This is a genomic window from Pseudoflavonifractor sp. 60 (assembly GCF_009911645.1).
In the GTDB taxonomy this organism is placed as follows: Bacteria; Bacillota; Clostridia; order Oscillospirales; family Oscillospiraceae; genus Lawsonibacter.
Genome location: NZ_QWKI01000171.1, coordinates 1 through 22,037 on the forward strand (window position 1 = coordinate 1; position 22,037 = coordinate 22,037).

The 22,037-nt window shown below is 57.5% G+C and carries 18 protein-coding genes and 1 pseudogene; 8 read left to right on the forward strand and 11 right to left on the reverse strand.

Annotated features, from left to right (window positions below; all coding sequences use genetic code 11):
- A pseudogene (locus D1646_RS23780) lies at positions 1–438 on the reverse strand (hypothetical protein); the annotation flags it as partial.
- 140 nt (positions 439–578) lie between these two features.
- On the opposite strand from D1646_RS23780, the gene D1646_RS17495 reads away from it, so the two are divergent.
- Positions 579–845 (forward strand): hypothetical protein, encoded by a 267-nt coding sequence (locus D1646_RS17495; RefSeq protein ID WP_160637701.1) that lies wholly within the window; start codon positions 579–581, stop codon positions 843–845.
- Positions 846–886: 41 nt separating this feature from the next.
- Here the strand turns inward: D1646_RS17495 and dnaJ are convergent, their stop codons facing one another.
- The 5 genes from dnaJ to hrcA form a co-directional block, all read right to left on the reverse strand.
- Positions 887–2,029, reverse strand: a complete 1,143-nt coding sequence (dnaJ, locus tag D1646_RS17500) for a molecular chaperone DnaJ (protein WP_160637702.1) — start codon at positions 2,027–2,029, stop codon at positions 887–889.
- Between the two features lie 69 nt (positions 2,030–2,098).
- Positions 2,099–3,931 carry a molecular chaperone DnaK gene (gene dnaK, locus D1646_RS17505; protein ID WP_160637703.1) on the reverse strand — a complete coding sequence of 611 codons (1,833 nt, stop codon included), beginning with the start codon at positions 3,929–3,931 and terminating at the stop codon, positions 2,099–2,101.
- Positions 3,932–4,011: 80 nt separating this feature from the next.
- Positions 4,012–4,146 carry a hypothetical protein gene (locus D1646_RS23785; protein ID WP_279279958.1) on the reverse strand — a complete coding sequence of 45 codons (135 nt, stop codon included), beginning with the start codon at positions 4,144–4,146 and terminating at the stop codon, positions 4,012–4,014.
- 63 nt (positions 4,147–4,209) lie between these two features.
- Complete coding sequence (gene grpE, locus D1646_RS17510; protein WP_160637704.1) at positions 4,210–4,773, reverse strand: nucleotide exchange factor GrpE; 564 nt, start codon at positions 4,771–4,773, stop codon at positions 4,210–4,212.
- 41 nt (positions 4,774–4,814) lie between these two features.
- Entirely contained in the window at positions 4,815–5,909 is a 1,095-nt protein-coding gene (gene hrcA / locus D1646_RS17515; protein WP_201754745.1) for a heat-inducible transcriptional repressor HrcA, read from the reverse strand.
- Positions 5,910–6,612: 703 nt separating this feature from the next.
- On the opposite strand from hrcA, the gene D1646_RS17520 reads away from it, so the two are divergent.
- Genes D1646_RS17520 through D1646_RS17530 form a run of 3 tightly spaced genes read left to right on the forward strand, consistent with a single transcriptional unit; the run spans position 6,613 to position 10,036 of the window.
- On the forward strand, positions 6,613–7,752 hold the full coding sequence (locus D1646_RS17520; protein WP_160637705.1) for a cysteine desulfurase family protein: 1,140 nt from the start codon (positions 6,613–6,615) through the stop codon (positions 7,750–7,752).
- A gap of 42 nt (positions 7,753–7,794) precedes the next feature.
- Positions 7,795–9,171, forward strand: a complete 1,377-nt coding sequence (locus tag D1646_RS17525) for an MATE family efflux transporter (RefSeq protein WP_160637706.1) — start codon at positions 7,795–7,797, stop codon at positions 9,169–9,171.
- A gap of 19 nt (positions 9,172–9,190) precedes the next feature.
- Positions 9,191–10,036 carry an MBL fold metallo-hydrolase gene (locus tag D1646_RS17530; RefSeq protein WP_160637707.1) on the forward strand — a complete coding sequence of 282 codons (846 nt, stop codon included), beginning with the start codon at positions 9,191–9,193 and terminating at the stop codon, positions 10,034–10,036.
- A 72-nt stretch (positions 10,037–10,108) separates the two neighbouring features.
- Here the strand turns inward: D1646_RS17530 and D1646_RS17535 are convergent, their stop codons facing one another.
- The 5 genes from D1646_RS17535 to D1646_RS17555 all read right to left on the reverse strand — a co-directional run bounded on the left by D1646_RS17535 (position 10,109) and on the right by D1646_RS17555 (position 19,629).
- The gene (locus tag D1646_RS17535) at positions 10,109–11,518 is read right to left on the reverse strand and encodes a sodium-dependent transporter (RefSeq protein ID WP_160637708.1); all 1,410 of its coding nucleotides are present in this window, start codon (positions 11,516–11,518) and stop codon (positions 10,109–10,111) included.
- Between the two features lie 259 nt (positions 11,519–11,777).
- The gene (locus D1646_RS17540; RefSeq protein WP_160637709.1) at positions 11,778–15,704 is read right to left on the reverse strand and encodes a hypothetical protein; all 3,927 of its coding nucleotides are present in this window, start codon (positions 15,702–15,704) and stop codon (positions 11,778–11,780) included.
- A gap of 279 nt (positions 15,705–15,983) precedes the next feature.
- On the reverse strand, positions 15,984–16,646 hold the full coding sequence (locus tag D1646_RS17545) for a peptidoglycan recognition family protein (protein ID WP_160637710.1): 663 nt from the start codon (positions 16,644–16,646) through the stop codon (positions 15,984–15,986).
- 11 nt (positions 16,647–16,657) lie between these two features.
- Positions 16,658–17,998 (reverse strand): hypothetical protein, encoded by a 1,341-nt coding sequence (locus tag D1646_RS17550; RefSeq protein ID WP_160637711.1) that lies wholly within the window; start codon positions 17,996–17,998, stop codon positions 16,658–16,660.
- A gap of 254 nt (positions 17,999–18,252) precedes the next feature.
- Positions 18,253–19,629: a recombinase family protein gene (locus tag D1646_RS17555; protein WP_160637712.1), complete on the reverse strand. Its 1,377-nt coding sequence runs from the start codon at positions 19,627–19,629 to the stop codon at positions 18,253–18,255.
- A 177-nt stretch (positions 19,630–19,806) separates the two neighbouring features.
- On the opposite strand from D1646_RS17555, the gene D1646_RS17560 reads away from it, so the two are divergent.
- The 4 genes from D1646_RS17560 to D1646_RS17575 are packed head-to-tail and all read left to right on the forward strand — an operon-like array spanning position 19,807 to position 22,036.
- Positions 19,807–20,397 carry a TetR/AcrR family transcriptional regulator gene (locus D1646_RS17560; RefSeq protein WP_160637713.1) on the forward strand — a complete coding sequence of 197 codons (591 nt, stop codon included), beginning with the start codon at positions 19,807–19,809 and terminating at the stop codon, positions 20,395–20,397.
- 10 nt (positions 20,398–20,407) lie between these two features.
- Positions 20,408–20,638 (forward strand): DUF4177 domain-containing protein, encoded by a 231-nt coding sequence (locus D1646_RS17565; RefSeq protein ID WP_160637714.1) that lies wholly within the window; start codon positions 20,408–20,410, stop codon positions 20,636–20,638.
- Positions 20,635–21,369 (forward strand): ATP-binding cassette domain-containing protein, encoded by a 735-nt coding sequence (locus D1646_RS17570; protein WP_160637715.1) that lies wholly within the window; start codon positions 20,635–20,637, stop codon positions 21,367–21,369. The genes D1646_RS17565 and D1646_RS17570 overlap by 4 nt, the downstream gene beginning before the upstream one ends.
- Positions 21,353–22,036: an ABC transporter permease gene (locus D1646_RS17575; RefSeq protein ID WP_243154233.1), complete on the forward strand. Its 684-nt coding sequence runs from the start codon at positions 21,353–21,355 to the stop codon at positions 22,034–22,036. The genes D1646_RS17570 and D1646_RS17575 overlap by 17 nt, the downstream gene beginning before the upstream one ends.
- Position 22,037: the final 1 nt, after the last annotated feature.

Sequence of the window (22,037 nt, forward strand, 5' to 3'; positions counted from 1 at the left end):
AGCACCTGTCGCGCCGGTAGCACCAGCGGGGCCCTGGGCGCCCGTTGCACCAGTGGGACCGGCAGGACCGGCAATCCCCTGAGGACCAGTCGGGCCAGTTGCGCCAGTTGGACCAGGATATCCCTGTGGCCCAGTCGGGCCGGTTGGCCCTATGATGGACGGGCAGGGCGGGAAGGGGCCCGGACCGGAACAGGGCGGGACCGGGGGCAGGGTAGGCGTGGAGCAGCCACAGCCGGTATTGCAGCCACAGCCGGTGTTGCAACCACAGCCGGTGTTGCAGCCGCAGCCGGTGTTGCAGCCACAGCCGGTGTTGCAGCCACAGTCGGTGTCACAGCCGCAGCCAGTGTTACAACCGCAGCCGGTATTGCATCCGGTCAGATGGGCCACTACGCCGTCCCGACTGCTCTGCTCCCAGTCAGAAGCATAGTATCGTTTCATAACGCGCTCCTTTGACTTGATAAAAGTTTGTCGTGTGTGGCAGTGCCACATACCATACTATGTACCCCCAGGCAATCTGTGCGGCCCTTTACAGAATTGAACTTAACCCCTATAATAGAGGTGTAAGGAGGCGCATTTCATTGAATAAGATTGAAATTCCTACCCTGCTCTTCTGGGAAAACGGCAACAGCTGGTACGGAAGTCTGGGAGCAGCCCGATTCTTCATCCGGCCGGAGACTACCGAGGAACTGCCGCCGCAGTTGTCTGTTCAGTTCTGGTGCGGGCCGCTGGAGATGTCACAGAGCGAGATACTGTCCAGGGCCACCTTTCCTATTACCGAGGAGGGGCTGGTTCAGACTGCCCTCTGGCTGGAGGAGGCTGCCCAAAATCTCCCTCCACAGTCCTGACACACAAAAAACCTCCGGACAGACCGGAGGTTTTTTCCTGCTTATTTTTTCTTCTTCTTTTTCTCGAAAAATCCCTTGAGGCCGCTCTCCGGGACTTTCTCCCCCATAGCCTCGCCAAAAGCGTTGAGGGCCGCTTTCTGCTCCGCGTTCAGGGAAGTGGGCACCTGGACCTTCACAGTGACATACTGGTCCCCTCTCCCTCGGCCCCGCAGCTCTGGGATGCCCTTCCCCCGCAGGCGGAAGGTGGTGTCTGTCTGGGTGCCCGCCGGCAGGTTGTACTTTACATTGCCGTCGATGGTGGGGATCTCCAGCTCCGCACCCATGGCTGCCTGGTAGAAGCTGATGGGCTGCTCATAGAGTACCGTAACCCCTTCCCGCCGGAATTGGGGGTGGGGCTTAATCTGGACCCGCACCAGCAGGTCGCCCGCAGGACCGCCATTGGTTCCTGCGTTGCCCTGGCCTCGCAAGGAGACTGCCTGGCCCTCATCGATTCCCGCTGGAATGGTCACCGAAACACGCTGTTTCTTACGTGTGTTGCCCGTACCGCCGCACTTTTTACAGGGAGTATGGATAATTTTACCCGTCCCCCGGCACTTGGAGCAGGTGGTGGTAGTAGAGAATGCAAAGCCCCCCGCCCCTCGCTGGATGCGCACCTGACCGGCGCCCCGGCAGTCAGGACAGGTCTCGGCGGTGGTGCCCGCAGCGCAGCCGGAGCCCTTGCACTCCTCACAGGTCTCCGTCCGGTTCAGCTCGATCTCCTTAGTACAGCCGAAGGCCGCCTCTTCAAAGGTGAGGGCCAGATTGACCCGCAGACTATCTCCCTTCTGGGGACCATTTCTCCGTCCGCCGCCGCCGAAGCCGCCAAACCCGCCGCCAAAGAAGGAGCCGAAGATATCGCCCAGGTCGATATCCCCCATGTCGAAGCCCATGCCGCCTCCCCCGCCGTAGCTGGGGTCCACACCGGCAAAGCCAAACTGGTCATAGCGTGACTTTTTCTCTGCATCGGACAGGATGCTGTAGGCCTCATTGATCTCCTTGAAGCGCTCCTCGGCCTCCTTGTCCCCCGGGTTCACGTCCGGATGGTATTTCTTGGCCAGCTTGCGGTAGGCCTTTTTGATCTCATCGTCCGAGGCTCCCTTGCTCAGGCCCAGGACCTCATAAAAATCACGTTTTTGTTCCGCCATATGTTAATCACCTCTTAGCGCGGAAAGCGGCGGGGCTCAGAGGCCCCGCCCTGCTTTTCCTGCGGGCTCTTACTTCTGGTCGTCGTCGATAACCTCATAGTCGGCATCCACAACACCGTCACCCGCCTGACCACCGGTAAAGCCGGAACCCATATCGGGACCTGCCTGACCCGCCTGACCGTAGATCTTGGAGCCCACCTCGGCAAACTCCTTGTTCACCGCCTCGGTAGCGTCCTTGATGGCGTTGATATCGGCCCCCTTCAGCGCCTCCTTCAGCCGCTCCAGGGCAGCCTCCACCTTGGCCTTGTCCTCGGCGGGGAGCTTGTCGCCCACCTCGCCCAGGGTCTTCTCCACCTGGTAGGCGGTCTGGTCGCCGGCGTTGCGGATATCGGCGGCCTCACGGGCCTTCTTGTCCTCGGCGGCAAACTGTTCCGCCTCCCGCATGGCCCTGTCGATCTCCTCCTTGGTCATGTTGGTGGAGGAGGTGATGGTGATGTGCTGCTCCCGGCCGGTGCCCTGGTCCTTGGCGGACACATTGACAATGCCGTTGGCGTCAATGTCGAAGGTGACCTCGATCTTGGGGTCGCCCCGGCGGGCGGGCAGGATGCCGTCCAGCATGAACACGCCCAGCTGCTTGTTGTACTGCGCCATCTCCCGCTCGCCCTGGAGCACCTTCACCTCCACGGAGGTCTGGTTGTCGGAGTAGGTGGTAAACACCTGGCTGCCGTGGGCAGGGATGGTGGTGTTGCGGTCGATGATCTTGGTCATCACGCCGCCGGCGGTCTCAATGCCCAGAGACAGGGGAGTCACGTCCAGCAGCAGCAGGTCCTTCACGTCGCCGGTAAACACGCCGCCCTGGAGGGCTGCGCCCATGGCTACACACTCATCGGGGTTGATGCCCTTGAAGCCCTCCCGACCGGTGATGTTCTTCACTGCGTCCTGAACAGCGGGGATACGGCTGGAGCCGCCCACCAGCAGCACCTTGTGCAGGTCGCCGGCGGAGAGCTTGGCATCGCCCATAGCCTGACGGACCGGGCCCATGGTGGCCTCCACCAGGTGGTGGGTCAACTCGTTGAACTTGGCCCGGGACAGGGTCAGGTCCAGGTGCTTGGGACCGGTGGCGTCGGCGGTGATATAGGGCAGGTTGATGGCGGTGGTGGTCACGCCGGACAGCTCGATCTTGGCCTTCTCGGCGGCCTCCTTCAGCCGCTGCATGGCCACCTTGTCCCCCGACAGGTCCACGTTGTCGCTCTTCTTGAACTCGGCCACCATCCAGTCCATGATGCACTTGTCGAAGTCGTCGCCGCCCAAGCGGTTGTTGCCGGCGGTAGCCAGCACCTCGATCACACCGTCGTCAATGTCCAGGATGGACACATCGAAGGTGCCGCCGCCCAGGTCATAGACCATAATTTTCTGGGCCTCTTCCTTGTCCACACCGTAGGCCAGAGCTGCGGCGGTGGGCTCGTTGATGATCCGCTTGACCTCCAGGCCGGCGATTTTGCCCGCGTCCTTGGTGGCCTGGCGCTGGGCGTCGGTGAAGTAGGCGGGGACGGTGATGACCGCCTCGGTGATCTTCTGACCCAGATAGCCCTCAGCGTCCGCCTTCAGCTTCTGAAGGATCATGGCGGAAATTTCCTGGGGGGTGTAGCTCTTGCCGTCCACGGCAACCCGGTAGTCGGAGCCCATCTCCCGCTTGATGGAGCTGATAGTCCGGTCGGGGTTGGTGATGGCCTGGCGCTTGGCCACCTGGCCCACCATACGCTCTCCATCCTTGGAGAAGGCCACCACAGACGGGGTGGTGCGGTTACCCTCAGCGTTGGCAATGACCACGGCATCGCCGCCCTCCATCACCGCCACGCAGCTGTTAGTCGTACCCAAATCAATGCCGATAATCTTGCTCATAATGCTTTTCCTCCTAATATATATGAAAGATTGGTGTTAACAAATTTAGTTTCCCCCGTTTTTTGGGGAATCCGAATAATTTAGCGCAGGAGCAGGGCGCCCACGGAGAACAGAGCGGACAGCCAGACCAGCAGCCCGGCGCTGACCATCAAGGTAAAGGGAATTGGATGGGAAAAGAGCTTACTCTCCCTGCATTTCTTACAGCTGGGACACATATGGTCTGACCTCCTTGTACTTCTGTGATTTCATAGCCGCAGGCGGTGTGCCCTGTATGCGCCTCAATTGGCCACCTGGACCATAGCAAATCGAATTACCTTATCCCCCAACATGAATCCAGCCTGGAATACTTGGGCCACAGTGTTCTCCTCCAGGTTCTCATCCTCAATGTGCATAACCGCATTGTGGAGGTTGGGGTCGAAGGGCTTGCCTTGGGCGTCAATCTCGGTGACCCCCAGCTTGGCGAAGATCTCCTTCAGCTGATTCATGGTCATCTCCACGCCCTTTTTGTAGGCCTCGTCTGCGGTCTCCTGATTCAGGGCCCGCTCCAGGTTGTCGTACACGGGGAGAAAGGCCTGGACGGTATCCGCCTTGGCTTCTGCCCACAGGGATTCCTTCTCCTTGGCGGTGCGCTTGCGGTAATTGTCATACTCGGCGGCCAGACGGAGGAACTGCTCTCTGGGGACCACCTGCTCCTGAGCGGGGGCCCCGGCCTCCTCCGGTTCTCCGCCGGGCGTGTCGGGCTGGACCTCCTCCTGGACGGCCTCCTCCGCCTCGGCTCGTTCTTCCAGAATTTCAGCCTTGAGTTCCTCCTGAATCTCTTTCTTATCCTTTTTCTTACTCACGATCCATGCTCCTTCGCGTCTCCATATTTATAACATTGATGTTAATCCTCCGGCTCCTCTGGCGGGGGCAGCTCCTTGCCGAACATCCGGGTCAGGCTGTCGGCAAAGTAGGACAGGCGGGCGGTCACTTTGGCGTAGTCCATCCGAGTGGGGCCCACCACGCCAATCACGCCCCGCATATTGTCCCCAATGTCATAGCTGGCCATCACCACGCTGGTGTCCTTCAGGGCGTCGTTCACATTCTCCGGTCCAATGAGGATATTCATATTCTTGCCGGTATCCAGAGTTGCAGGCAGCCGGGGCGCCTCGCTCTCTTCACTGAGGTAGGTCATCAGAGGCTTGGCCTTGTCCAGGCTGCGGTACTCGGGGTGCTCCAGCAGGTGGGTGATGCCGGCGGTGCGGAATTTCTGCTCGCTCTGGCCGGCCAGCACCTCCATGGCGAAGTCCACCACCAGAGCGATGAGCTCGAAAGCCCCCGGCGCGGTGTGGGCCTCCATCTTGTCCAGCGCCTCCGACATCTCCTTTTGGGACAGCCCCACAAAGGAGGTATTCAGAATGGCGGACAGCATCTGGAGCTGGGGGTCGCTGAGCTGGCCGGGCATATGGATCAGCTTGTTTTTCACCACGCTGTTGTCCGTCATCACCACCACAATGAAAGCGTTGTCCTCCACCATCAGCAGATCGAACCGCTTGACGGTGATGCGCTCCTTGGCCGCCGCCATGGTGAATACCGGGTAGTCGCTGAGCTGGGAGAGCACCTTGCCCGCCCGGTCGATAACCCGGTCCAGCTCCTCCATTTTCAGGTTCAGCGCGTCGTTGATACGCTGGGTCTCCTGAATGGTAAGCTGCTGGCGGTCCATCAGCTCGTTCACATACAGCCGGTAGCCTGCGGCGGAGGGGACCCGGCCCGACGAGGTGTGGGGCTGCTCCAGGTAGCCCTGCTCGGTGAGGTCGGCCATTTCATTGCGGATGGTGGCGGCGGACACATCCAATCCGGCCAGCTCCGTCACCGCCTTGGAGCCCACCGGCTCGGCGGTGGCAATGTAGGTCTCCACAATGGCCCGCAGGATTCGCTTTTTTCGGTCCGACAGTATCACGGCACTCACCGCCTTTATCTTGTCGAGTTTAGCACTCATATTCCTCGAGTGCTAAAGATAATGTACCACCACCCCCGGAAATTGTCAATAGCAAGTTTATGAATTTATTATAAACAAATGACTTCCGGCCATTCCTTGCACAGACGGCTGAGCTGTGCTAAATTTTTTCAACATCTGACCGCCTGCTCAGGCCCCTGCTCTCTATGTATGTTGTCCGCTTCAAGTCAAGATGGCGGAAAAATTTGAAAACTCTCTTGACTTTTTGTTTATCAACAACTAGAATAATATTTGCGGTAATCAAAAAGTGAGGTGGTGAAATGCCTCCAAAATTTGGAAGACCGAAATCAGACAATCCCAAATTCAAGCAGCTGGGCGTGCGGCTTGACGCGGAAACACTTAAAAAGCTGGACGCCTTAACAGAACACTACCAGGAAACAATGGCAGCGGTGCTGAGACGTGGAATTGACAGGCTGTTTTCGGAATTAGAAAAATAGAGTGTTGACACCGCACATTCGGTAAGATACCTGTATGAACGCCACATAGCGTACAAAAGGGGCTGCCTGCAAAGGCGGCCCCTCGCCGCTTCTATTTTCTCAAAGGAGAAAACGAGGGAAGGAAATAAAGGACTTGAATCGTTTCTCTCAAAATTGATTTCCGGGAATAAATGCGCCGCCATCTTGACTTTCCGGGCGCAACAGCATAGAATAGCCGTTGCTGACTTTGTTTTTGGGAGGCGGACACCTTGTTCCACTATTTTGATTACGCGGCCACCACACCGGTACGGCCCGAGGCGGCCCAGGCGGCGCTGGAGGCCATGACCCAGGGCTGGGGCAATCCCTCCTCTGTTTACGCCTTCGGGACCCAGGCGGCGGCCCAGGTAAAATCCTGGCGGGCCGATGTGGCCAGAGCGCTGGGCTGCGGGGCGGAGGAGCTCTTTTTCACCTCCTGTGGCTCCGAGAGCGACAACTGGGCCATCCACGGGGCGCTGGAGCTGAACCGGCGGAAGGGCCGGCACATTGTCACCACTGCCATTGAGCACGCCGCCGTGATGGAACCAGTGAAGGCCCTGGAGCGGCAGGGCTATGAGGTCACCTGGCTCCAGCCCGACCGCCGGGGGAACATCGACCCCACCCAGGCCGCCGCTGCTCTCCGGGAGGACACGGTCCTGGTCTCCATGATGCTGGTGAACAACGAGCTGGGGACCATCCTGCCGGTGCAGGAGACGGCCCGGGCCATCAAGCAGTCGGGCTGCCCCGCGCTGCTCCACTGCGACGCGGTCCAGGGCTTTTTAAAGGTGCCCTTCTCCCCCGGAGCGCTGGGGGTTGACCTGCTGTCCATCAGCGGCCACAAGATCCACGCCCCCAAGGGGGTTGGCGCGCTGTATGTGCGCAGAGGGCTGAAGTTGCCCCCCCTCATCCGGGGCGGGGGCCAGGAGGGCGGCCTGCGCGCGGGCACTGAGGCCACCAGCCAGCTTGCCGCCTTTGCCGCCGCCGCCCGGCTGGGGGCCTCCACCTTACAAGAGGATATGGTCTGCACCGCCGCTATGAAGGACTACACCCTCCAGCGGCTGGCTCGGGACGTCCCGGAGGCGGTGGCGCTGACCCGGGGGGGCGCCTCACACATCCTGCCCATCTCACTGCCCGGCTACAAGAGCGAGGTGGTGGTCCGCTTCCTCAGCGACCGGGGAATCTTCCTCTCCTCCGGCTCCGCCTGTCACCGGGGGAAGCCCAGCCACGTCTTCGCCGCCCTGAAGCTGCCCAAGCCCCAGCAGGACGGTGCCCTGCGGCTCAGCTTCTCCAGTGACACAACCCGGGAGGATGTGGACGCCCTGATTCAGGGGCTCCAGGCGGCCCGTCAAGAGCTGTGTACGACCCTGTCATAGCAGACCGTCAGCGAGAGAGAACATGAATAAAGGAGAATTTCTGTGTTTTCATTTATGAAACAGGGCCCCGTATTTTATAAGCAGGTGCTTTTCCTGGCCACCCCCATCGTGCTCCAAAACCTGATTACCAGCACCCTGGGCATGGCGGACACCTTTATGGTGGGGATGCTGGGGGAGGCCCCCATGGCGGCGGTGACCCTGGCAAACATCCCCCTCTACGTGGTTCAGATGTTTATCTTCGGTGTCCAGAGCGGCTCCTCCGTTCTGGTCAGCCAGTACTGGGGCAAGCAGGATATGGAGGCCATCAATCGGGTCCTGGGGGTCGCCCTTTGGGTCGTTCTGTTGGTGTCCTCGATTTTCGCCGCCATCCTGGTGATCTGCCCACTGGAATTTCTCAGCCTCTTCGGCAACGAGCGGGAGGTCATTGAGCTGGCCGCCCAGTATGGCTCCATCGCCGGACTATCCTACGTGCTGACAGCCTTTACTATGATGTATGTGGCAATCTACCGCAGCATGGAACGGCCCCAGCTGGGTATGTACATTCTGGTAGCCTCCATGACTGCCAACACCTTTCTCAACTGGGTATTCATCTTCGGCAAGCTGGGGGCGCCCGCCCTGGGGGTACGGGGTGCGGCGGTGGCTACCCTGATCGCCCGGCTGCTGGAGGTGGCCATCGTGGTCACCCACATGGTGAAAAGCCGGTTTTTCCGGGTCCACCTACACCTGCTCCTCCGTCCGGGGCGGGAGATGGTCCGCCGCTTCCTCCACTACGGCGGACTGGTGGTGTTTAATGAGACCACCTGGGGGCTGGGCGCCTCAGTTTTCCCCACTATTATGGGCCATATGGCGGGCAGCACCGAGATTTTGGCCGCCTACACCGTGGCGGGCAATGTGGACAAGATCTGCATGGTGATCTCCTTCGGCCTGGCCACCACCGCCGCAATCATCATCGGCCGGGAGGTGGGAGCGGGCCGGCTGGAGAAGGTGCGCTCCATGGGACGGGCCCTGTCCGTTCTGGCGGTCCTGTGTGGGCTGGGCGTATGCGGACTGCTGCTGCTCTTTGCTCATGTCGCCGCCCCGGCCTGGGTATTTCCGCTGTTCGGTATGTCCCCCAGGGCCAGCTCCATCGCGGTGATGATGATGACCGTGCTGGCCTTCATCCGGCCCCTGCGGGATTTCAATAGCGTGGTCATTGTGGGAGTCCTCCGGGGCGGCGGAGATGTGAAGGCGGCGACCCTCATCGACACGCTGCCTCAGTGGCTGGCGGCCATCCCCGCCGCCTTCCTCCTGGGCATGGTGTTCCATGCGGAAATTCTCTGGGTCTACCTTGCTACAACTTTGGAGAGCATAGTAAAATTTGGCTTTGGGCTCTGGCGCACCTCCTCCGACAACTGGATCCGTGACCTGACCCGGGCCTAGTATAGAGGAGGACAACAGCATGAAAGTAACCGTTCTGATGGAAAACACCGCTCCAGAGGGCTGCGGCCTGACTGCGGAGGCGGGGCTGTCCCTGTACATCGAGTATGCCGGCAGAAAGCTGCTGCTGGACGCTGGCTCCTCGGGAAAATTTGCCGGCAACGCCCAGGCGCTGGGTGTGGACCTTGGGGAGGTGGAGCTGGCAGTGCTGTCCCACGGCCACTTCGACCACGCCGACGGCCTGCGTCAGTTCTTCCAGCTCAACAGCCGGGCCCCGGCGTACATGGGGCGGGGCGCGGGCGGCCCCTACTACTCCTTTAAAAATCAACACGACTACTATTTTATCGGCATCCGCCGGGATATTTGGCGGGAGTACCGGGACCGTTTTGTGGAGACGGAGGGCCTGTACGCCCTGGGGGAGGGCGTCTGGCTGGCTCCGGACACCGTCCACGACCCGGAGTTTACCGGTCGGGCCGCCGACCTGCTCTTCAAACGCGGGGAGGACGACTTGATCCCCGACGATTTCCGCCACGAGCGCTCTCTGGTGCTGGAGGAGGAGCGGGGCCTGGCGCTCTTCAACTCTTGCAGCCACAGCGGCATTGTCAACATTGTACGCGGCGTCCAGGAGCAGTTCCCTGGCAGGAACATTTTTGCCGTGGTAGGCGGCTTCCACATGTTTGGCAAGGGGGAACATGAGATGAACTGCTCCCCTGAGTACGTCCGCCGGGTCGCCGCCGCCCTCAAGGAGCTGGGGGTGGAGCAGGTCCACACCGGCCACTGCACCGGTCCGGCGGCGCTGGCCCTGCTCCAGGAGACCTTCGGCCCCGGACTCCGCCCCCTCACCACGGGAGAGGTGCTGACCCTGTAACACAACAGCAAACAAGCGCCCCGCAGGTCAATGCCTGCGGGGCGCTCTGATATTATTTTAAGGAATGGCGGCTCACAGGCCCAGCCAGGACAAAACTCCCACCGACTGGAGCAGCAGAACGAACAGCAGCACCGGCGCAATAAATTTCATCATCGCCACATACAGCCCCTGACGGGAAAACTTGTTGCAGCCCTGGGTCACTTCATCGATGATGACCTGGGGCTTCACGATCCAGCCAATGAGGATGCAGGTAAGCAGCGCTATGAGAGGCATGAAGCAGTTGTTGCTGAGATAGTCCAGAATATCCAGAATCTGGCCCACCGTCCCGTTGGGCAGGACGGCCTCAAAATAGAAGAGGTTGTAGCCCAGGCAGACGATGATCCCGCCCACCACGGCGTAGAGGGAGACAAAGGTGGCCGCCCGTCTCCGGGAGATGTGGAAGGCGTCCATCAGGCTGGAGGTAATGGCCTCCATCACGGACACGGCGGAGGTCACCGCAGCAAAGGCCGTCATCAGGAAAAAGATGGCCCCGATCACATTGCCTACGCCCCCCATGGCCGCAAAAATCTTAGGCAGGGAGACAAACATCAGGCCGGGACCGGCGGACATACCCTCTGTCCCCGCGAAGGTGAACACCGCCGGAATAATCATCATCCCCGCCAGCAGAGCCACCGCCGTATCGAAGATCTCGATCTGGTTAATGGAGCGCATCAGGTTTGTGTCCTTGGTGGCGTAGGAGCCATAGGCCACCATAATCCCCATGGAGACGCTGATGGAGAAGAACATCTGCCCCATAGCGTCCAGCACCACCGTCAGAAATTTGGAGAGGGTCATGCCGGTAAAGTCGGGAATCAGGTAGACAGACAGGCCCTGGAGTCCCGTCCGGGTGACGCCCTGCTCATCGGTGTTGGACAGGGTCAGAGAGAAGAAAGCGATCCCCACCACCAGGACCACCAGAATGGGCATCAGGATTTTATTATACTTCTCAATGCCCTTATTAACCCCGCTGTAGACCACAAAGGCGGTGGCGGCAAAGAAGAGCAGCATCCAGAGGACCGGGCCGCCGTCGCTGGTGATAAAGCTGGTAAAAAAACCGTCGGCGGCGGAGTCAAGCCCCGCTCCGGTGAGGAAGTCAAAGAGGTACTTAAACACCCAGCCGCCGATGGAGCAGTAGTAGGGCAGGATCAGCGTGGGCACCAGGCAGGCCAGGACCCCCAGAAAGCCCCAATTTTTATGGAGCACCCCGTAGGCGGTGAGGGGACTTTGCGCGGTTTTTCTGCCGATGGCGATTTCAGTGGTGAGCAAGGCAAAACCGAAGGTCAGGGCCAGGACGATATAGCACAGAATAAACACTCCGCCTCCGTCCTTGGCGGCCAGGTAAGGAAAGCGCCAAATATTTCCCAGACCGACAGCGCTGCCTGCCGCCGCCATAATAAAGCCGATTGAACTTGAAAAGCTGCCGCGTGTACTCTTTTGTTCCATATAATTGTTCTCCTCACGTTTTTGTCTGATTTTCAATTATAAAGGAAGAATACACCGCACACAACCCTAATTCCTTTTGCCCCGCAATTTTCTGCCAAACTGCCAACATTTTTCCTGTACCTGCCGCTCTTTTTTTACGGCTCGCACAAGGCGCAGCCGGTCCATTTCCCGCCCCTTCCCCTCTACTCCGTCCCCTTTCGGGCAAACTCCCGCTAAAAATACAGAGTCCACGGAATGTCCGCGGACTCTATAAGAGGGTTTATCGGTTGGAACGGCGCTTTATCCCGTTCTTCCAGCGAGGAATGGCGCTCAGCACCGCAATGCCGCACAGCGCGCCCAGTGTCAGGACCGCAAACAGGACTGTCCTGCTCTCGTCGCCGGTCTGAGGCGTTTGATTCCACAGAGGCACATCCTCGTCCAGAATATAGATATACTCCTCATTCTCCGGGTCCCACACCTTCACATAGGATTTGGGAACACCGTCCTCCCAGATGGTGATCTCGTCTGGGCTGTTCGGGTCGTTGGGATCAGGAAGCTCGGTGGGATAGCCGGGATTCTCCGGGGTCTCAGGAGGATTCTCCGGGGTCTCGGGGGGATTCTCCGGAGTCTCGGGGGGATTTTCCGGGGTCTCGGGGGGATTCTCTGGAGTCTCGGGGGGATTCTCCGGAGTCTCGGGGGGATTCTCCGGGTCCTTGGGTGGGTCCTCCGGGTCTTTGGGCGGGTCCTCCGGGTCCTTGGGCGGGTCCTCCGGGTCCTTCGGGTCGCTGGGTGTAGTGCTCCCGTTCTCCCGGTAATAGCGCAGGATAATGATCTGCTGGCCCTCCTCGGTGGCCACCACATAGGTCATATCAGCATTCGGCTGATAGGAGTTCCCTTCCGCCATACCATAGGCGGCTTCAAAATAGGTATAACTCCTGCCCTCAAAGCTGGGGCGCTTCCCTACCTCGTCCGCGGTGTACTGCGTCTCGTCCAGAGGAAGCCCCTCAACGCTCTCCACCGCTGTGCTGCCCTCCAGGGTGTCTCCCGCTTGGGTGCGGTAGTAGTACTCGTGGACCACCTGATAGCTGCCGGTGGCGGGGTCGGGCCGATTTGGCGCTTCGCCCTCCCGATAATAGCGCAGGATGATAATCTCGTCCTTCTGGGCGGTTGCTCTCACCCCCGTCATATGGGGTGCAAGCCGGTAGGTTCCATCCTCGTTCAGATATCCATAGACGGCATCCTTCTGCACATAGTCATGCCGCGAATCGCCGTCGGGTTGGAAGGAGGTCACCGGGTTCACCTCGCTGGCATCATGTCTGGACTCCAGCTTTGCCGGGAAGGTCGAAATGCCGCTGCGCCCCTCAAACTCATAGGCATAACCCTCGGAATTTGTCAGGGTACCGCTGAAACTGCTCGCCTCGTCGGCCAAGGGCTGAATCCCGCTCCGCTGGCCGGTGGTCTCCTCCTCCGGGTTCACGTCCTCTCCGAAGCCGTCCTCCACCTCGTCGGAGCTGCCGGCATCCACCGTCTTCTCCCGGTAGTAGTACTCATGGACCACATTGTAGCCGCCTCCGCGGTAGTAGCGCAGGATAATAATCTGGTCGCCCTCCACGGTGGCCTTGACGCTGCTCATGTTAGCGTCAACCCGGTACTTCTGTCCGCCGCCTACCGCGCCGGCGGCAGTGTTGTAGTCCTCGCCCTCGTCAAGGGGCACAATCCGACCATAGGCTGCGCTATCGTAGACATAGGGGTATTCCTGACCATTGGGCGAAAAGCGGTTGAGCTTATCCACATTGGCCGCGCTATAGGTCGTGTAGCGGTTTCCATCGGTCAGGCGGCCAACATCTTCGGTCTCCATGGCGCGGCTGCCCTCCCAGATGTCGCCCTGGCTGGTCCGCCGGTAGTACTCATGGATGATGTTATATTTGCCCGACTCCTGGGGTGTGCTCTCCCGGTAGTAGCGCAGGATAATAATCTGAGCGCTGCCTTCATGGGCGCCGGTCTCCGAGTCGTGTTGGGTCGCCATAGCACAATCCAAGTTTTCCAGAGGGATATAGGCGTAATCTCTGGTGTCCGGGCCGTTGCTGCCCGTCCCCTGTTCGACGAAATCGCTGCCCGTATATGGCACATCATCCTCTTCCAGCGGAACCTCAATCGACGTTCCGCCCTTCGGCCAGGAAATCACCTTGCCATAGGCGTCGGAGAAATGGGAGTATTTGTTTCCATTGTACACTTCTTGCAGCTGAACGTCCTTGGAGTAATGTCCCACAGTATCGTCATGTGTCCCGTCGCAGTTGTTGGTGTATACCGGCGATACGCCCTCAAAGTCATAGCTGCCGTTGCTATTCTTCAAATAGTACTCGTGGACCACATGGTAAGACGCCTCTACCTTGCTGAAGTAATTTGTAAAGGAGACTGTAGCGTGTTTGATGTAATCCGAGGTCAGACTGCTGCTGTCGCTGTAGGTCACATCGAAGCCCACAATCTGGTCGTCCATCGCCTGAATTTTGTACTTTCCCGCAGGGAGCATCGAACCCGTCTGCTCCGCCACGGTCGTCGTCTCGCCGGAGTGGAGGGTAATCGTCCTGATGGGCTCTGTAATGCCATTCTGGTAGATATTGTAGGTATAGACTCGGTTGCTGTCATCTTCCGCTTTGCCCGGACGGCTGATTTCCACTCTGCGCTCACCCAGGGTCTCAATGTTGATTGTCTCGCCAGGAGTGGTGACGATCTTGGTGGTGTCCTCCAGCTTGACCCTAAAGCCCATGGGCTCCAGGGGTTCAACGGTCTGTTGAATATGGAATATACCATCATGCAGGCCCTGAATTGTCACGCTCTCCCCAGCCTTGAGCATCACAGTCTTGTCAGCTTTGTCTGTAGGATTGGTAATTTTATTGCCGTCTTGGTCGGTGACAGTATATCCAGTAATTGGAAGTCCATTGGAATCGGTAATGGAGTAATAATAGGTTACTTTATGCCCTGGATCATTGCTGTCTTCTGGCTTATCGATAGTAATCCAGCCACGATTATCAATAGGAAGTTGATACCATACATCAGTTTCAGGCGCTTTATATGTATTCGTCTCCAAAGTGTACTCCGTCCAGGAAACACCCATCCTGTATGCACTGGAATCGCTTACTTCCTTTGTACCCACATACAGCCTCCCATTTAGCGGTCTTTGAACAGCATCCTTGCCAGTCAAGTCTACTTTGTTCCCCGATGTATTGGCCGCTGCCGCTCTATTCATGGACCAAAGATTAATTTTTGTCGGATCATCTGGATTGAGTGCTCCAAAAACAAACTTGTAAGTAGCGGTTGCAGGCAATTTTTGTCCTTTACTATTGTACAAAGGGCCATATGTCAGGTTACCAATATAGTCTCCACCAACTGTAAAATACTTATACGATGAAGTGCTTGAAGTAGATATTGCACTAGACCGTTCATTTCTTGGATTTTCCGTTGTTTCAGGGATTGTCGCTTTAAATTCCTCTATTCCACTGTAGGTTTCTGACACCCTAACGGTATATTCACCCTCGGTCAGATGCTCCACAGTACCCGTCTCGCCGGAGCGTATATCCAAGTCTCTGGAAACTGGTCCCTCAAGATGATAATGGTGAATTCTTGTAGAGCCGTCCTCTGGAACAGGTGCAGTAATCGACACCTTACTTTCGCTGCCGTTGATATGGAACCGGCCTGTGCCACCTGCGTCCACGTGGAAGTCCCGTGGACCCACCAGAACGCTGAAGCCGTCCGCAGCGCGCAGCTTGGTGATGGTATACTCCCCCTGGGGCAGACCGGTGAGCTCCTTTGTCTCTCCAGCGGCGACAGTAACGGTTTGAGGCTGGAACATTCTGTCAAACTCCGCCTGCTTATCATCATGGAGCGCTTTGCCGGTCACTCGGAAGGTCACAGTGGGCACATCCGCCGGTCGCGTGATCTGAATCAAGCCATTGTCCTTGTTGATATTGATGGACGCCACCGATTCACCCACATGGATGGAGCTCAGGCATTCAGTCCTGGTCACATCCCAATCAGCGCCGTCCAGCTTAAACCCGCCGTCTTCAGTCTGCTCAATCACGCTGATTTTGAAGGGCCCTTCAAAATCAATGGTTTCCGAACCCTCGCCTCTGATCTTCACTTCCTTCTCAACGGCACTTTCTGTATCGCCCGAGGTGACCTGCGCCTGCACCCGAAAGGTGTATTCCACGTTTTGGGCCTCTGCCGGCGTACCGGGCGCAAACACCTTCTGAATTGTTAGGCTATAGCTGCTGCTCCTTGAAGACTCTGCGAAAACCACTGTGCCTACTGCCAGTATTGTCATCAAAAGCAGAATACTGGCGCCAAAAATTCGTTTTTTTACCTTCCCAACATTCATCTTTGATGATACTCCTTTCCTGAAACTTCATCCTCTCCCGCCTACGGGAGAGGATGGAAGGGGTATACCCCTTCCGCAATCTATCTTAAAAATGCGTTGCCGCATGAATTTTCAGCTCTCCATCAGCCGCCAGTTTACCTCCGCCGCAAGCTCTCCCATCCGGCTTTTCAGATAGGGCCCCGGGCACTCGGTCTCGCTGCTGAACATACTGTGGAGGGTTAGATTTCCGGTCTCGTCCCCGGTGAACCGCAGCTCTTCTATGTGATTGCGGCGGCAGATATCGGTACACAGCTCCAGCAGCGTCTCATAGGCCTGGTCGCTGACGTGCCAATCCCCGCCGATCTCGTCGTTGGCCACCTCAATGGTCACCGCCTGGCTGTCATTCTCGCTGCTGCTGGAGGTCCAGGCCCGGTTACTCTCCTCCACATACAGCCCCACCTGGCCCTGGCTGTCAATACCATAGTTGGCTGAGCTGCGCCGGTCCCGCTGGGAGAAGACCTCCCCCACCTGCTCCAGGCTCAGGTCCCCCGCCATGTGATGGATGGTCAGCTTTGTAACCGCCTCCTGCCGGGGAAAATCCGCGCTGGGGGACAGCCAGATGTAGTCAATCAGCGGACTGTTCCGCCCAATGACCTCCGCCCGCTCCCCGGCGTTCAGCTCCCGGTCCACATACTCCGGCAGCCGGAGGGACGCGGTGACGCACAGCGCCAGCACAACTCCGCCGGCGGCACAGAAGCCCAGCAGCAGGAGCCATACCTTTGGAAACTCCCTCATTTCCGCCCCTCCTATCCCCCAACCGACTGGAGCAAATTCCAGGCAAACACCAGCGCAAAGGCTCCGAACAGCGCCTTGAGCCCTCCGCCGCTCAGCCTCTTCTCCCCCGGCCCACTGGCTCCAATCAGGACCAGGGAGGTGATTCCCAGGTAGAAAAAGCCGGTATCCATCATACTGTGGACGCAGAAAGCGGCAAAACCGGCCCGCTCCTCCGCCTCCCGCCTCTTTTGGAAGAAGCGGACCGCTGGAATGATGAGCATCACCAGGGCGATCCACCCCAGCTCCACCCCCACGTGGAGGGGGGCGTTGTGGATATGCCAGGTGTTGAAATACGTCCCGCCGTCGCTGAAATCCAGCTGCCGCCACTGGAAGGGGCCCACCCCCAGCAGCGGATTTGCAGTGAGATAGCGCGTGCCGCTGACCATCATCTCCAGCCGCTCTGCGAAGGTCGCAATGGAGCTGGGCCGTATGGCCACCACCACCATCGCCACCACTCCGCCGCACAGGGAAATGACCGCCGCCAGCTTGGGCTTCGCCTGTAAAAAGTGTTCAAAGTCAGGCCACCACGCCGTCAGCAGCCCTCCGTACAGCAGCAGAAGTATACAGCTCCAGGGCAGACCGGTGCGGGCAGAGGCCAGGTACATCAGAACTCCCGTCCCCACGCCCAGGCTCGCCCTGGCCAGCAGCCGGCAGGCACAGGGGAAGAACGCCCCCCGGTTCGCCAGCACCAGCAGCAGCATCCCCGCCGCCAGCGCCACAAAGCTACCCATGGACAGAGTCAGCGCCAGCGCCATAAACAACACCGGCTCCAATCGGGCCAGCAGAGGGCTGTCCTCCTCCCGGCGGCAGGACAACAGCAAAAACCAGCCCGCCACCAGAAAAATACCCAGCGCGTTTGGATTGCCCAGCAGCCCGCCCAGCCGCGCCGCCTGGCCCCGAACCGCCGCCTGCCAGACAAACTGCCCCACGCCCAACGCCGCCGTCAGGCCGGCCCACAGGGTACACAGCCGCTTCAGCAGACGAAGCTCCAGCTCGTCCATGCAGGTAATCAGCAGATAGAGCACCGGGAACACAAGCTGAAGCGCACCGTAGCCCTCTGCAATCGTCCTGTAAACGCGCCAGGAGGAGGCCATACTGGCAAGCTCATAGACCACCAGCGGCACCAACACCCAGAAATCTACTTGGGCCGACCGCTGAGCCAGTCCCACCACACACAGAAGCAGCCCCAGCAGACTGACAAGCCGTACATCTCCCACGCCAATCAGCGTCAGTATAAACTGGGCCAGGAGGACACAGGACACGATGTAGTGTTCCAGCAGCTTATCAAACTCCCGCAAAATCCGGTCGGCCATCCTCCTCCTCCCCTTCCACGCTTAGCTCCATAGCTTTACATGTCAATAGCTGTGTTCCTATTATACCGAGACCCACATTTCCTGTCAAGGCAATTTTACCCAGGTAAAGTGCCCAAATCCGCTCCGCCGCAAGGCTCCCAGACCCTTCCAATCTGCCGTCTGAGGAAAGCCCCGCCCCTCCGGAAGCCAAAAAAAGACCGCCCTGAATGGGGCGGTGACGTAAGAAAACATTTTAAGCGAGGGTCGGCGTAACGTCAAGCTGCGCCGACTTTCGCACTCTTTTTGTCTTGGGCAGTTTGGGATTGCTCCCGCGCTCCCTCAAAATCAAACGCACCAATGAAGTTATAGACGATCTCAATTTCCCGGATTTTCACCCGCTTCTGCTGTTCGTCGGTCGTGTAGGTTTCGGACACCCTGATCTGTTCCACGAACTCACGCAGGATAGTGGCGTCAAGCTGGGTCATGTCCGTGTACTTCTTCACCACAGAAATTAACTTCCTGACGTTAGTTTTCTTCTGCTCCTGCTGCTTCACTTCCCGCCCCAAGGTTTCCACGACGGCCTTCAACTGTTCCTGCTCCTGTTCATAGTCGCGGGACAGCTTGATAAACCGTTCATCGGACAGCTTGCCGGAAATATTGTCCTCGTAAATCCTCTTGAAGATCACATCCAGCTCCGCAATGCGCTTTTCAGACTGTGCCAGCACAGCCTTTTTCTGTGCCAGCGCCTTGTCACGCTCTCGCAGGCTCCGTTCCGCCGCCCGCTGGATAAAGTCGTCCTCATACTGCGTCACATAGGAAATTGCTTCCCGCAGGTTCCGCAGTACGATTTCTTCCAGCACTACACGGCGGATAGAGTGCGTTTTACACAGGGTACGGTCTTTCCGATAGGTGGAGCAAATGTAATACTCCTGTTCCGGCTTGAAGTGATTAGCCCGGCAAAGGTACATCTTGCCGCCGCAATCGGCGCAGTACACCAGCCCGGAGAACATACCCATGTCCCCCATCTTGGTCGGGCGGCGTCTGGCCTGCCGGATGTTCTGCACGACCAGGAACACGCTTTCCTCAATGATTGGTTCTTGGGTATTCGCGAAGATCACCCACTCGGACGGATTATTCCAGACCTTTTTCTTGCTCTTGAACGATGGCTTGCTGGTCTTGAAATTGACCGTATGGCCCAGGTACTCGACACGCTCCAAAATGCGGGAAACGGTTTCGTTTGTCCACTTGCAGGGATTGGCCGTAGGAGCGTTGCAGACCGGCAGGCCCTTTTCGTGGGCGTAGGCCGTAGGGTTCAGGACGTTGTTCTGTTGCAGCCACTTGGCGATCTGCGTCGGCCCCAGGCCATCCACGCACAGGGCGAAAATCTTTTGCACGATAGCTGCCGCTTCCTCGTCCACAATCCAGCGTTTCTTGTCCTCCGGGTCTTTCATGTACCCATAGGGAGGGATGGTGCAAAGGTGTTCGCCGGAGCGTCCCTTGGATTGCCAGGTAGCCTTGATTTTCTTGCTGGTGTCCTTGGCGAACATCTCGTTAAATACGTTGCGAATTGCGGTAAACTCGCTATCTCCCTTTATGCTGTCCACCCCGTCATTCACGGCGATAAAGTGGACACCATATTCTGGAAATACCATTTCACTAATATGGACAAGACCACAAAAACTATGGAGCGGAGCTGCTGACAATTTTGCTTCTCTCATGAAACATTGGGTTTTCCCTTGACAAAAGTAAGAATGAAGTGCTATTATTTGATTGCGAATATATTTTGTGAATGTTCGCAATATAAAATCGCAAGAAAGGAGGATGAACCCATGCCATCAAAGCCCGTGCTTTCAGATGCCGATAAAAAGGCCATCCGCGAGAGGCTGGGGGAACTGTGCGAGGAGTGCTGGATTGCACACGGCTACAAAAAAACCAGCATCAAAAATCTATGTGACAATGCAGGCATCTCCATCGGTACATTCTACACGCTATACCCCACAAAGGAAGATCTATTTTCGGAAACCATCGAGCGCATACAACAGCGACTGACTGAGAAAGTCCTTACCATCAACAGGAGCAGTCAGACTAAGGAGGGCTTTGCACAGTCAATGAAAGAGTTGTTCCGGGAGTATGACAGCAAGCCCTTTTTGTATAACGTCAACACCCCGGATTTTCAGTCTTTCGTGACAAAGCTCCCGGAAGAAACCATGCAAAAAATCAAGTTTGACAGCTTTGAATTTTTTAAGCAAGCTGTTCAGGCCGCAAACCTCGCTTTGAGAATGGAGGCAACTCAGGCGTATGGGATTTTAAGCGCATTGCTGTCAACCATCAACGCAAAAGAAACCCTTGCTGTCACCTGTGATTATCTCGCTGTGTTTGACCGTATGGCAGATATTCTTGTGGGCAGTATCTTTGAGTAAAGGAGATTTCATGGAAACATTTGAGTACAAAACTGTCACCATAGACTGCAAAGACGTGGAGCGTTCCCAGGATGCCCTGACCGCCCAATTAAACCGCTGGGGCAAAGAGGGCTGGGAATTGACTTCATCCTTCACACTCCCCTATCTGGGCAGCTCACAGTATTCCCTTGTGGGCCTTGCCCATCGGGTCACGCTGATTTTCAAGAGGCTGAACCAGCCTGGGGAGGCGGCGCAGGCATGACCTATGCAGTTGAAACCAGCCATCTATCCAAGAGCATTGACGGCAGCGTCATTTTGAATGATGTAACCTTGAGGGTGAAACAAGGTGAGATTTACGGCTTTTTAGGCGCAAACGGCGCGGGGAAAACCTCGCTGATGAAAACGCTCTATCACATCATGGCCCCCGATGCCGGAACGATCACCCTGTTAGGGGAGCGCGTCGAAAAAGGAAACCACTCTGTTTTCTCCCGGATTGGGAGCATCATTGAAAGCCCCGTTTTCTATCAGCATTTGAGTGCCCGTGAAAATCTGGAACTGCATTGTGGGTATATGGGCGCGGGCTATGAACGTATCGGGGAAATGCTGGCGATGCTGGGTCTTTCAGAGACTGACAATAAAGCCGTAGGCAAATTTTCTCTGGGCATGAAACAGCGGCTTGCCCTTGCGAGGGCTTTTCTGACTAAGCCGGAACTGCTCATTCTGGACGAACCAATCAACGGATTAGACCCCCAGGGCGTGATGGAAGTGCGGGAACTGCTCCGGCAGATCAACCGGGAGCATCACACAAGCATCTTCATATCCAGCCATATTCTGGACGAGCTATCCAAAATCGCGGACACCATCGGCATCATAGACCATGGTTCCATGCTTGCGGAAATATCCATGACGGAGATTGCGGAAAAGGGCATGAACCTCGAAACCTATTATTTGAGTTTGCTGGGGGGAGGTGGCAGCCATGCAAAACCTTGTTAAGCTGGAATTGAAAAGGGTTTCGCTCAAATCGCATTTTATTAGCCTGCTGGCCGCAAATGTTGTGATTACCTTGCTGAGCGCGTTTACTTCCTCCCTCCTGAGCGCAGACGGTGGAGTTGCTGTGACCGGCCTGCCACCCGCGCAGTTGGATACGCTGACGCTAGCAACCATGCTTGTGAGGGCTATGCTGATTGTCTGGGAGGCGGTCTTGATTTCAGCATTTATCGTGGAAGAATACCGTAGCAAAACGATCAACCTGCTCTTTACCTATCCTGTCCAGCGTGGAAAATTGATTGCCGTGAAGATTATCCTGATATGCGGCATCATGCTTCTATTTCATGGGTTGTCCGGCATTTTTCAATACGCCTGCCTGTCCTTTATAAGCCAATATTTCCCCTTTGTCACCACCAGCCCTGCAAATCTGATGACACAAGCCATCACAGCTTTGTCGGCTGTTTTGATGGGCCTGCTCCCGCTCTACATCGGAATGATAAAGAAGTCCACGATTGCGACCATCGTTTCATCCTTTGCACTCGCCGCCATTGTTTCCAATTCCCAAGGCAGCAGCGCAGGGCTGATGTCCATTCCGATTGCGGCTATCGTGTTTGGCATGATGGCGCAGGCTTTTCCGCAATCACCGTCCGCAAAATGGTTTCTTCTGACTTGAG